We start from the raw sequence: 11626 nt of genomic DNA, 5'->3' as shown, positions 1-11626 counted from the left end.
GCGTTAGAAGGAATACTTTAGAAGCAAAATGTCTCAATAAGCTTTTCTAATCATTGTTACTTGATAAAGTTTTGAGTTATTTTGAGGTTAAAGTCAATTAAGAATAAATCATATAATTGAAATGAAAAACATCTTATTACTATTGATCTTAGTTCCATATTTATCTATTGCTCAGACTAAATATGAAACGGACTTTAATAAATTTTTAAATGATTACGATCAATATTTTGGGTATTTAAAAGAGCGTAAAATCGATATTGAAAGAATAAGAAACTATTACCAAGATGATGTAAAAACTGTTAGTAATAAAGATGAATTTATCTCTTTGATGGAAATTGTAATAAATGAATTTTATAATGGACATATTTCGCTAAATACTAATATTTCATCTTCAAATAATATTATTCCAACAGGAGCAGATATATATGCAGTAAAAGATGGGCAAAAATACTTTATCTCTGATTTAAGAAAGGGATTTCCTGCTGAAATAAGTGGGTTGAAAAAAGGTATGGAAATAGTAAAATACAATAATCAAGACATTTCCGATGCTGTGAAAAAATTCTTGCCTAAATCAGTTGATATATATAACCAGGAGATGTATCAGTATGCAATAAACATGCTTTTAGCAGGTAAAAGAAAAACAAAGAGAAAAATAACAGTATTAAGCAAAGGTAAGGAAGAAGAGTTTATAATTGATAATTCTGATTTTAAGATGTATGAAGCTTTGATAGAGTATAAAGAAGTTGATGATAATACAGGATACATTAAAATTAATAATTCACTAGGAAACTCCGATTTAATACCAGCTTTTGATAAGGCTTTGGACAGTTTGTTTAATCTTAAAACAATAATTTTAGATTTAACTGAAACACCAAGCGGAGGAAACACTATGGTTGGTAGGGCAATTATGGGTAGGTTTATAAACAAAGAATTACCATATCAAGTTCATGTGTTTAATGAAAAACCTTACAGTACAGTTAGAAAATGGATAGAACTTGCTAGTCCTCGCGAAAAAATTTACAAGGGTAATTTAATCGTGATGGTTGGTCATTGGACAGGTAGTATGGGTGAAGGTATTGCTATTGGTTTTGATGCCATGAAAAGAGGAGATGTAGTAGGTACAAAAATGGCTGGATTGATAGGTGCTATTTATATATTAAAAATGTCTAATACAGGAATAGGCTATTCAATACCAGTAGAGAAAATGTATCATGTAAATGGTACACCAAGAGAAGATTTTATACCTTCATTTAATACCAAAAATAGAGATGAAACGTATAAAAAAGCTTTGGAAATGAGCAAAAATTAAATAATGAGCTACAAAAATATATAATAGTAATTACTACAGATTCAATTACATTCCAATCTTCTCAGAATTACTAATTACAGTTTTTACAGAAGATGATCACTATCTTTATCCTTTACTGATAACTATTCAATATCAATAGTAAAAAAACCACTTTAATAGCCTTCAATAATTTTTGAAGGCTTTTTTTATGCTTCTCGATACAATTTGCTCATGCTTCACAAATCACTCGAAGTGACGAGAACTATATTTACAATACGTCAGTTCGAGTGACGCGACGTAAGGAGCGTTGTATCGAGAACTAATTATTTAAAATTTCTTTTTAGCCAAATTAGGAAGCTTTTCAAATTCATCATTAATCAATGCTTCTTTTTTAGCTTTAGACCATTTTTTAATTTGCTTCTCAGTTTGGATTGCTATACTTATATCGGTGAATTCAGCATAAAACTTAAGTTCGATAGGTCTTCGATTATAGGTGTAACTTTCAATGTGTTTACCAAACTTATGTTCTGTAATCCGTTGTTCTAAATTAGAAGTAATACCTGTATAGTAGGTGTTATCAGAACATTTCAAAATATAAACATATGAGATTTTCATGATTAAAAGATATAAAAACTTCTCGATACAATTTGCTCATGCTTCACAAATCACTCGAAGTGACGAGAACTATATTTACAATACGTCAGTTCGAGTGACGCGACGTAAGGAGCGTTGTATCGAGAACAAAAAATGCTAATTTTTCAAAATAAATCCTTCAAAATATCAATTCCATAAAAATCCTGTAAACACATCATTCTCTTTGGGATAGCTAAAAATTTCATTGTAATTTTCATACGCTATAATCTTCAAATTCAATAAAAAAATGAAAATCGGTATTCCAAAAGAAATCAAAAACAACGAAAATAGAGTAGGTATGACACCAGCTGGAGTTTTCGAATTAATCAAGAACAATCACACTGTTTATGTGCAAAAAGATGCCGGTTTTGGTAGCGGTTTTTTTGATCAAGATTACAAAGATGTTGGTGCAACAATTTTAGAAACTATTGAAGAAGTTTATACTTCAAGTGATATGATTGTTAAGGTTAAAGAGCCAATTGCAGAAGAGTATCCGCTTATAAAATCGCATCATGTGGTATTTACTTATTTTCATTTTGCGTCTAGTGAAGCACTGACTAAAGCTATGCTAAAAAGCGAAGCAGTTTGTATTGCTTACGAAACTGTAGAAGATATAGATGGCACATTGCCTCTATTAACGCCAATGTCTGAAGTTGCGGGACGTATGGCAATACAACAAGGTGCAAAATATTTAGAAAAACCAATTAAAGGTCGTGGTGTTCTTTTAGGAGGCGTACCAGGTGTTCCACCAGGAAAAGTTTTAGTTCTTGGCGCAGGTACTGTTGGTATACAAGCCGCAAAAATGGCTGCAGGATTAGGAGCGCACGTTACTATTATGGATATAAACATGAAACAACTACGTTATGTAAATGATGTAATGCCAAATCATGTTGTTACAGAGTTTTCTAGCGAATTTAATATAAGAAAACGTATAAAAGATCACGATTTAATTGTTGGTGGTGTATTATTAAAAGGTGCAAAAGCACCAAACTTAATTACCAGAGATATGTTAAAAGAAATGCGCCCAGGAACAGTTATCGTAGATGTTGCAGTAGACCAAGGTGGTTGTGTAGAAACCTCAAAACCAACCACGCATGAAGAACCAACTTATATTATAGATGATGTTGTGCATTACTGCGTTGCAAATATGCCAGGAGCAGTACCATACACTTCAACTTTAGCTCTAACAAATGTAACTTTACCTTACGTTTTACGATTGGCCAATCAAGGTTGGAAAAAAGCTTGCGAAAATGATAAAATGTTAGCAAAAGGATTAAATGTTGTTAACGGAAAAATTGTTTATCAAGAAATTGCAGAAGCTTTTAACTGGTCTGTTGATGCAGTTTAAAAAGAACTGACATTGTTTTTCTGACAAAATTACCTAACATTAAATTGGCTTACTTTTTGTTATATTTAAATCATTAATATTAAAAAGAGAAAAACATGTTTACAGGATACATGGGTTACTACATACTAATAGGTGTCATTGCATTAATAAGTGGTATGGTAAGTAGTCAATTAAAACGAAAATTTGCACATTACTCTAAGGTACATTTACGCAACGGAATGACAGGCGCTCAAATAGCAGAAAAAATGTTAGCCGATCATGGTATACAAGATGTAAAAGTAATTTCTACAAGAGGTCAATTAACAGACCATTACAATCCAGTAGATAAAACCGTTAATTTAAGTGAAGTAGTATACAATCATGCCAACGCAGCAGCAGCAGCAGTAGCTGCTCACGAAGTTGGACATGCAGTACAACATGCTACAGCGTATCAATATCTAACGATGCGATCTAAATTAGTTCCTATTGTACAAGTCACATCAAGTATGTCGCAATGGGTTGTAATTGGTGGTATAGTATTAATGGCATCTAATGCTTTAGGCGGTAGTGGTTTTTATGTAGCAGTTGCTGGATTAATTATGATGGGATTTGCTACCTTATTTAGTTTTATCACTTTACCTGTTGAGTATGATGCAAGTAACCGTGCATTAGCATGGTTAAAAGCTAAAAATATGGTAACTCCAGAAGAATATAAAGGTAGTGAAGATGCTTTAAAATGGGCAGCAAGAACCTATTTAGTTGCAGCAATCGGTGCTTTAGCGTCATTACTATATTGGGCTTTACAAGTATTTGGAAGTCGAGATTAAACAAATAAGTATTAGATTATAAATCAAGCCGAAGAGTAAAACGATTTCTTCGGCTTTTATGTTTATATTTAAAATCTAATTAAACAATAATTTTTATATGGAAAATCAAATTCAAGGTCCAATATTAGTTGGCAATTTAGAAGATAGCGAAAAAGCTATTTTTTATCGTAAAACTTATACTCACGTTGCATTTGCAATTTTAGGTTTTGTATTACTAGAGTATATCTTTATAGGTATGTTTGAAGATGCAGTTATTTCGTTAATTAACCTTATGTTTGGAAGTAGCTTTTCTTGGTTAATAGTCTTGGGTCTTTTTTGGTTTGGAAGTAGTATGGCAGATAAACTTGCTCATAATCCTTCAAAACAAACCCAATACTTAGGATTAGGGCTATATGTGCTTTTAGAAGCAATCATTTTTTTACCAATGATATATCTTGCGGCATATCATTCTACAGGATCAGAAATGTTAACTCAAGCAGCAATAATTACACTTTGCCTTTTTGCAGGTTTGACAGCAACAGTATTCATGACAAATAAGAATTTTTCTTTCCTTAAAACAGGTTTGGTTATAGGAAGCTTTGTAGCTATTGGATTAATCGTTGCAGGAACTATTTTTGGTTTTGATTTAGGACTATGGTTTTCTGTAGCAATGGTTGTGTTTGCAGGAGCAGCAATTTTATATCAAACATCTAAAGTAAAATATGAATATACAGAAGATCAATACGTAGGAGCCGCTTTGGGTATTTTTGCTTCAGTAATGTTATTGTTTTGGTATATACTTCAATTATTTATGTCCAGAGACTAGATTAATGTTTGGGCGTTACACACTTTTGCTTTTAATGGCAAAAGTGCGTCAGGCTTTCGCAAGTCGCAATCAAAGATGTGCTCCGACAGTTGCTCAATCCTTAACGCAAAAAAACACCTCAAAATTTTAATATTTTGAGGTGTTTTTTTATTCTCTTTTATAATAAAATTGTATCGTTTTAGATTTTAATTTGTCTTTCTATCTGTTGATCTAAAGAAATAAATGTTTCTGTTCTAGATACGCCTTCTATAGATTGAATTTGACTATTTAATAAGTGCATTAAATGCGAGTTGTCTTTACAAAGAATCTTAATTAAAATACTCCAATTACCTGTAGTATAATGACACTCGATAACTTCAGGTATTTTTTGTAATTGTTTTACAGCTTGCGGATTACTAATGGCTTTATCTAAATAAATCCCAACAAACGCCATAGTAGTATAGCCTAAAACTTTAGGATTTATTACAAATTTAGATCCAGCAATAAGTTTAGATTTTTCTAGCTTACGTAAACGTTGGTGTATTGCAGCGCCCGAAATACCAACTTGTCTAGCAATTTCTAATATAGGTGTACGGGCATCTTCCATAAGTGCGCGTAATATTTTCTTGTCAATACCGTCTATGATAATATTGTTATTTGAAGTTTTCAAAAGATTTAAGCTTATAGTTTAAAAGATAAAAGTAAGTATTTTGTTTTAAACTAAAACTTTATTTTGTGTAATTACCTTTGGCTAGCGCGTTAGGGATAGTAATGTAAATCCCACAGCGAGGTACGAGCGAGGAATTGCAATACTTCGACTCCGCTCAGTATAAATTCCTAGCCCGACCGTACCGATGTTTTCGGTACGGTAACGCTATAATAATTTTAAATATTTAAAGGATTATACCCTAAATAAGGTACTTCGGTTTCTTTAAAAATGATACCGTGGTTTTCTAACTCGTTAAGAATTGGTGTGTACACTTCTTTGTTTATAGGTAGTTGTACACCTGGTGTTGTAATTTTTTTATTTAATATGGCTAATGTAGCTATTGCAACGGGTAAGCCTACGGTTTTTGCCATAGCTGTGTAGGTTTGATCCTCGCCTAAACAAACCATTGTCGAGTCTATTTGCTGTTTTTTACCATCTAACTCGTATCCAAATTTGTGATACATCACTAGCATATCTTTGTCTTCTTCTGCTAGTGTCCAGCTATCCATTAATATTTTTTGAAGGATTTGAGCTGGTGTTCCTTTTTTTAGTTCGACCATTTTATTAGGGTTAAAAATATCAAGCTCTACAAACTTGTCCCAAACCATATCATCCTGGTCTATCTTTAATGCGTGTCTAAATTTAAGCTCTACAGAATCTGTTGGACTGTATGGTAAAAAAGAGTTTACAAAGTCGCGGTAGCTCATGTTTTCACTATCATCTATGGTGTAGCTATCGTCTGTCATGCCCAATAGCACAAAAGCTTGCCAAGCACGAGAAAATCCTACACGACGCATTGTACCTCTGTATAATGTCCTGATATTATCTAATCCGTAAACGCTTTGATATTTTAAAGAATCGCGGTTAGCATAAGCTTCAAAGCGTCCAAAACCTTCAATTTCTAAAAATTCGGTACGTCTAAATAATCTGTGATAAGGAATGTATTTATAGGTGTTTTCTTGTAAAAATTTTGCTGCGCCACCTTGTCCGGCAACCACAACATTTCTTGGATTCCAAGTAAATTTATAGTTCCAAAGATTGTTATCACTTTCTGGTGCTACAAGTCCGCCACAAAATGATTCAAATAGTATCATTTTTCCGCCTTTATCACGAATACGGTCTATCACTTGCATAGCGCTCATGTGGTCAATACCAGGATCTACACCAATTTCGTTCATAAAAACTAAACCTTTATCCTTAACTTGTTGGTCTAAAGCTTGCATCTCGTCACTTATGTAAGATGCTGTAACCATATTTTTACCGTAGGTCACACAATCTTTAGCAACTTCTATATGAAATCTTGCAGGTAGCATAGAGATAACAATATCTGCTTTTTTAACAGCATCTTCTCTAGAGTTTTTATCAAAGACATCTAAAGTTATAGCTGTAGCATTTTTATGATTACCAATCATTTTTTTAGCATTATCAATGTCTAAATCACCAACGGTAATGTGCAGATTTTCAGTTTCAGATTGTTCTAATAAATATTTGAATAAGTAAGAGGTTGATTTTCCGGAACCTATAACTAATATATGTCGCATAAAGGTTATTAACTATTTTTAATTTTTATGTAATATTTTTAAAGTATCTTATATTTTTATACGAATTTAATAAATACTTACTGTATTTTTGTGTTAAGATTAAATTATTATGAATAAAAGAATTCTAATTTTAGCTTCATTTTTAGGTTTAACAAGCGTTATAATTGGTGCTTTTGGGGCTCATGGATTAAAGGAAGTTTTAGATGCAGAGCAATTGCAAACTTTTGAAGTTGGTGTACGTTATCAAATGTATCACGCATTATTCTTGTTATTTATAGGACTTATTGATAAGATTTCAGAAAAAACAAAATCAACAATATTTTATTTAGTATTTGTAGGTGTTATCTTTTTTTCAGGCTCAATATATGGTCTAGCTACAAATGATTTAACAGGTTTTGATTTTAGCAAAATTGCATTAATAACACCAATAGGTGGCGCTTTGTTAATCGCGTCATGGGCTATATTGTTAATAAACTTTTTAAAATATAAAGAGAATTAACAAGTTTTACTTAGCGTTAATTTATATTAAATTTTACCTTTGCACTTTAAACAACACAAACAAATTATGGTAAACCATACACAATCCACGAAAACGATTTCGTTAGAACAGTACGGAATCAAAAATGCACAAGTACAATATCAACTAACACCTGATCAATTACATGATGTAACTATAGAAAAAGGTTTAGGAGTAGAAGCATCTTCTGGAGCTTTAGCAATTAATACTGGAGAGTTTACAGGTCGTTCTCCTCAAGATCGTTTTATTGTAAAAGATAGTATTACCGAAGATAAAATTTGGTGGGGAGATATTAACATTCCGTTTGATTCGGATAAATTTCAGAAATTATATGATAAGGTAACCGCTTACCTTTCTGATAAAGAAGTTTTTGTAAGAGATGCGTATGCTTGCGCAGATGATAATTACAAACTAAATATTAGAGTAATTAACGAATTACCTTGGAGTAACATGTTTGCTTATAACATGTTTTTAAGACCAACAGAAGAAGAGTTAAATAACTTTACTCCAGAATGGACTGTAGTAAATGCACCAGGTTTTATGGCAGATCCAGAAGTAGATGGAACACGTCAACATAACTTTGCTATTTTAGATTTTACCCGTAAAATAGCTTTAATTGGAGGAACAGGTTATACTGGAGAAATCAAGAAAGGTATTTTTTCTGCTTTAAACTTTATTTTACCTGTGTTTAAAAATACGTTGCCAATGCACTGTAGTGCTAACGTAGGAGAAAATGATGAAACAGCTATCTTTTTTGGTTTATCAGGAACAGGAAAAACAACACTGTCTGCAGATCCAAATAGAAAATTAATTGGAGATGATGAGCACGGTTGGACATCAGAAAACTCTGTGTTTAATTTTGAAGGTGGATGTTATGCTAAAGTGATAGATCTTTCTGAAGAAAAAGAACCAGATATTTTTAGAGCAATAAAAAGAGGTGCAATTTTAGAAAATGTTATTATGGATGATAATGGCGTTGTAGATTTTGCAGATACTTCAATCACACAAAATACACGTGTTAGTTATCCAATTTATCATATTGATAACATCCAAAAACCATCTATTGGTAAAAACCCTAAAAACATATTTTTCTTAACTGCAGATGCTTTTGGTGTATTGCCTCCAATTTCAAAATTAACACCAGCACAAGCTGCATACCATTTTATATCAGGTTATACAGCTAAGGTAGCAGGTACAGAAGCAGGTATTACAGAACCAGTGCCAAGTTTTTCAGCGTGTTTTGGAGCTCCTTTTATGCCTTTACATCCTACAAAATATGCAGAGATGTTAAGCAAAAAGATGAAAGAAGCTGGCGTAAACGTTTGGCTAGTTAATACTGGATGGACTGGCGGATCTTACGGTGTAGGAAGCAGAATTAAACTAAAATACACAAGAGCTATGATTAACGCTGTTTTAAACGGCGATTTAGGATTATACAACTATAACGATTACCATATTCATTCTGTATTTGGTGTAGCGCAACCAAGAAGTTGTCCAGGTGTACCAAAAGAGGTATTAAGCCCAAGAACAACTTGGAATAATGATAAAGAATATTACAAAACAGCATTTAAATTAGCTAATGCGTTTAGAACTAACTTTGAAAAGTTTGAGTCTTACGCAAGCGAAGAAATTAGACGTGGCGGACCGCAACGTTATGCTGAGTAATACAAACCAAGTGTTAAAGTAAAAAAGCGCTATCCTAAATAATTAGGTAGCGCTTTTTTTATACTGTTTAAAGAGAAGTTTTTACTTTCCTTTATTTGCTTCTTTAATGTATTTTTCTAAAGCCATAGTCATAGAAGGTGTTTCTGGTGTTGGTGCAGAAATGTCTACACGTAATCCTTTTGCTTCAACAGCTTTAATGGTAGTATTACCAAACACAGCAATTCTTGTGTCGTTTTGCTTAAAGTCAGGAAAATTATGAAATAAAGACTCGATGCCAGATGGACTAAAAAACACTAATATGTCATAGTACACGTTGGCTAAGTCTGATAGGTCGCTAATTACAGTTCTGTAAAAAATTGCTTCTTTCCAATCTACACCAAGTCCATCTAATATGGTTGGTACTTCTGGCTTTAACTTGTCTGTTGTTGGTAATAAAAATTTTTCGTCTTTATACTTTTTGATTAATGGCGAAAGCTCTGCAAAAGTACGTTTACCCACATAAATTTTACGTTTTCTGTAAACCACGTATTTTTGTAAGTAAAAAGCTACAGCTTCAGATTGGCAAAAGTACTTCATTGTATCTGGTACTTTAAAGCGCATTTCTTCGGCTACTCTAAAAAAGTGATCTACTGCATTTCTACTGGTTAGGATAATTGCAGTGTATTTAGTCAAATCTACTTTTTGTTGTCTAATTTCTTTTGTAGATACACCTTCTACGTGAATAAAAGGTCTAAAATCAATTTTAACTTTCTGCTTTTCTGAAAGATCAAAGTATGGCGAATTTTCAATTTTAGGTTCTGGTTGCGAGACTAAAATGGTTTTCACTTTCATAAGTATCTTTAAATTTTTAGGCCTATTTTATTGCTATAAATTGATAAACAATAAGGTAAGGTGCGATTTCGAGAGCGCAAAGATACAAAATAAAATAAAACATACTTCTTTTAAATACATTAAGATTAGCTTTAAAAAAAGTTAATAAACCTAAACTAAAAACAGTTAATCCTAATAAACTTATAATAATCAGTGTATTAAGATTTGGAGTGACCGAGTATATTAATATTGCATTAATTGGTAGTAATAATAAACCTAGATAATTTCTATAACTAGTTTTAGTAAACAGATAATCTTTAATAAGCAATTCTATCTCAAAAATGCTAGATAATAAACGTTCTAAAAGTACTTTTACTATAAAAAAGCAAGCTATTAAAAGTGCATATTTTAAGATTAGTAATTGCGAAATCCTCTCGCCAACCAAGCTGTTTATAAACAAGTAAAAAAAGATAGCGGCATTAAGGCACAAGTTTATAAACAGTATGCCATCAAAAAGCTCAATAAAATGCTGATCTTTTGAAAATAACTTTGTGTATCGGTTATTAACAACTAAGTAAGAAAAAATCTCGAAACGTTTTGTGTAGATTAATTTACTTAAGGCAATACAAATTAAGCACACTATAAATATTAGTGTAATAATATCTGTATTTATAATTTCTCTAATCACGTGGTAAAATTATTACTTTTTAAAGCAAAAAAATGGCAATTATTAAGGTTTTTTTATAAACATTTAACCCTATAAAATGTACATTTGTCTAAATTTTTAAAAGAATTAATGCAAGACGCTATTGTCATTATACCAACGTATAACGAAGTTGAAAACATAGAAGCAATTATAAAAGCTGTTTTCAATTTAAAAAAAGAGTTCCATATTTTAGTGGTAGATGATAATTCTCCAGATGGAACTGCAAAAAAAGTACAGCGTCTTCAAGAACACTATCAAGACAAGTTGTTTTTGTCTGTTAGAAAAGAAAAATCTGGACTAGGTACAGCTTACATACATGGGTTTTATTGGGCTTTAGAAAAAGAATACAATTACATTTTTGAAATGGATGCAGATTTTTCTCATAACCCAAAAGATTTAGAAAAACTATATAAAGCGTGCCATGTAGATGGTGCAGACATAGCAATAGGATCAAGATATGTTAAAGGTGTAAATGTTGTAAATTGGCCATTAGGTCGTATAATCTTATCTTATGGTGCATCATTTTACGTTAGATTTATAACAGGAATGCGTATAAAAGACGCAACAGCAGGTTTTGTATGTTACAAAAGACAAGTTTTAGAGACACTAGACTTAGAAGATATAAAGTTTGTAGGTTACGCATTTCAAATAGAAATGAAATTTAAAGCATATTTAAAACGTTTTAAAATCGTAGAAATACCTGTTATTTTTGTAGACAGAATAAAAGGCGAATCTAAATTAAGTTCTAGCATCATATCCGAAGCCATTTTTGGAGTGATTGCTATGAAAATAAAAAGTATATTTAAAAAGAAATAAGGC

At 31.8% G+C, this 11626-nt stretch carries 12 protein-coding genes; 7 read left to right on the top strand and 5 right to left on the bottom strand.

All coding sequences use genetic code 11. The annotated features are described in order from the left end of the window. Positions 1-142 precede the first annotated feature (142 nt). A complete protein-coding gene (locus FHS04_RS08020) occupies positions 143-1309 on the top strand; it encodes a S41 family peptidase (protein WP_244906290.1) in 1167 nt (388 codons plus the stop codon). 306 nt (positions 1310-1615) lie between these two features. On the opposite strand, the gene FHS04_RS08015 is transcribed toward FHS04_RS08020, so the two are convergent. Continuing rightward, positions 1616-1903: a GIY-YIG nuclease family protein gene (locus FHS04_RS08015; RefSeq protein WP_106679761.1), complete on the bottom strand. Its 288-nt coding sequence runs from the start codon at positions 1901-1903 to the stop codon at positions 1616-1618. 265 nt (positions 1904-2168) lie between these two features. On the opposite strand from FHS04_RS08015, the gene ald reads away from it, so the two are divergent. From ald to FHS04_RS08000, 3 genes are all read left to right on the top strand, one after another. Then, the gene (gene ald, locus FHS04_RS08010; protein ID WP_106679763.1) at positions 2169-3269 is read left to right on the top strand and encodes an alanine dehydrogenase; all 1101 of its coding nucleotides are present in this window, start codon (positions 2169-2171) and stop codon (positions 3267-3269) included. A 95-nt stretch (positions 3270-3364) separates the two neighbouring features. After that, on the top strand, positions 3365-4075 hold the full coding sequence (locus tag FHS04_RS08005; protein WP_240471271.1) for a zinc metallopeptidase: 711 nt from the start codon (positions 3365-3367) through the stop codon (positions 4073-4075). Between the two features lie 97 nt (positions 4076-4172). After that, positions 4173-4880, top strand: coding sequence for a Bax inhibitor-1/YccA family protein (locus FHS04_RS08000; RefSeq protein WP_106679765.1), 708 nt, complete (start codon positions 4173-4175; stop codon positions 4878-4880). Positions 4881-5058: 178 nt separating this feature from the next. Here FHS04_RS08000 and FHS04_RS07995 read toward each other — a convergent pair whose 3' ends face one another. Both FHS04_RS07995 and FHS04_RS07990 read right to left on the bottom strand, forming a co-directional pair. Then, complete coding sequence (locus FHS04_RS07995; protein WP_027880874.1) at positions 5059-5529, bottom strand: Lrp/AsnC ligand binding domain-containing protein; 471 nt, start codon at positions 5527-5529, stop codon at positions 5059-5061. 215 nt (positions 5530-5744) lie between these two features. Next, a complete protein-coding gene (locus FHS04_RS07990; protein ID WP_106679767.1) occupies positions 5745-7109 on the bottom strand; it encodes a saccharopine dehydrogenase family protein in 1365 nt (454 codons plus the stop codon). A gap of 109 nt (positions 7110-7218) precedes the next feature. Here FHS04_RS07990 and FHS04_RS07985 point away from each other — a divergent pair, with 109 nt between their 5' ends. Both FHS04_RS07985 and pckA read left to right on the top strand, forming a co-directional pair. Further along, a complete protein-coding gene (locus FHS04_RS07985) occupies positions 7219-7608 on the top strand; it encodes a DUF423 domain-containing protein (protein ID WP_106679769.1) in 390 nt (129 codons plus the stop codon). 66 nt (positions 7609-7674) lie between these two features. Further along, positions 7675-9291 (top strand): phosphoenolpyruvate carboxykinase (ATP), encoded by a 1617-nt coding sequence (gene pckA / locus FHS04_RS07980; protein ID WP_106679771.1) that lies wholly within the window; start codon positions 7675-7677, stop codon positions 9289-9291. A gap of 81 nt (positions 9292-9372) precedes the next feature. Here the strand turns inward: pckA and FHS04_RS07975 are convergent, their stop codons facing one another. Together FHS04_RS07975 and FHS04_RS14435 are read right to left on the bottom strand one after the other, a co-directional pair. After that, positions 9373-10122, bottom strand: a complete 750-nt coding sequence (locus FHS04_RS07975; protein WP_106679773.1) for a uroporphyrinogen-III synthase — start codon at positions 10120-10122, stop codon at positions 9373-9375. Between the two features lie 22 nt (positions 10123-10144). After that, positions 10145-10789, bottom strand: coding sequence for a DUF4271 domain-containing protein (locus tag FHS04_RS14435; protein ID WP_106679775.1), 645 nt, complete (start codon positions 10787-10789; stop codon positions 10145-10147). A 108-nt stretch (positions 10790-10897) separates the two neighbouring features. On the opposite strand from FHS04_RS14435, the gene FHS04_RS07965 reads away from it, so the two are divergent. After that, positions 10898-11623 carry a polyprenol monophosphomannose synthase gene (locus FHS04_RS07965; protein WP_027880880.1) on the top strand — a complete coding sequence of 242 codons (726 nt, stop codon included), beginning with the start codon at positions 10898-10900 and terminating at the stop codon, positions 11621-11623. Positions 11624-11626: the final 3 nt, after the last annotated feature.

It is taken from the genome of Mesoflavibacter zeaxanthinifaciens subsp. sabulilitoris (genome assembly GCF_014191595.1).
Classification (GTDB): Bacteria; Bacteroidota; Bacteroidia; order Flavobacteriales; family Flavobacteriaceae; genus Mesoflavibacter; species Mesoflavibacter zeaxanthinifaciens.
Note: the sequence above shows the minus strand (reverse complement) of the source record. Positions and strands in the feature narration are given on the sequence as shown.

Coding starts and splice junctions, on each gene's coding strand:
- FHS04_RS07985 (WP_106679769.1), top strand. CDS start 7,219: ATGAATAAAAGAATTCTAATTTTAGCTTCATTTTTAGGTTTAACAAGC.
- FHS04_RS07990 (WP_106679767.1), bottom strand. CDS start 7,109: ATGCGACATATATTAGTTATAGGTTCCGGAAAATCAACCTCTTACTTA.
- FHS04_RS07975 (WP_106679773.1), bottom strand. CDS start 10,122: ATGAAAGTGAAAACCATTTTAGTCTCGCAACCAGAACCTAAAATTGAA.
- FHS04_RS07965 (WP_027880880.1), top strand. CDS start 10,898: ATGCAAGACGCTATTGTCATTATACCAACGTATAACGAAGTTGAAAAC.
- pckA (WP_106679771.1), top strand. CDS start 7,675: ATGGTAAACCATACACAATCCACGAAAACGATTTCGTTAGAACAGTAC.
- FHS04_RS08005 (WP_240471271.1), top strand. CDS start 3,365: ATGTTTACAGGATACATGGGTTACTACATACTAATAGGTGTCATTGCA.
- FHS04_RS08000 (WP_106679765.1), top strand. CDS start 4,173: ATGGAAAATCAAATTCAAGGTCCAATATTAGTTGGCAATTTAGAAGAT.
- ald (WP_106679763.1), top strand. CDS start 2,169: ATGAAAATCGGTATTCCAAAAGAAATCAAAAACAACGAAAATAGAGTA.
- FHS04_RS08015 (WP_106679761.1), bottom strand. CDS start 1,903: ATGAAAATCTCATATGTTTATATTTTGAAATGTTCTGATAACACCTAC.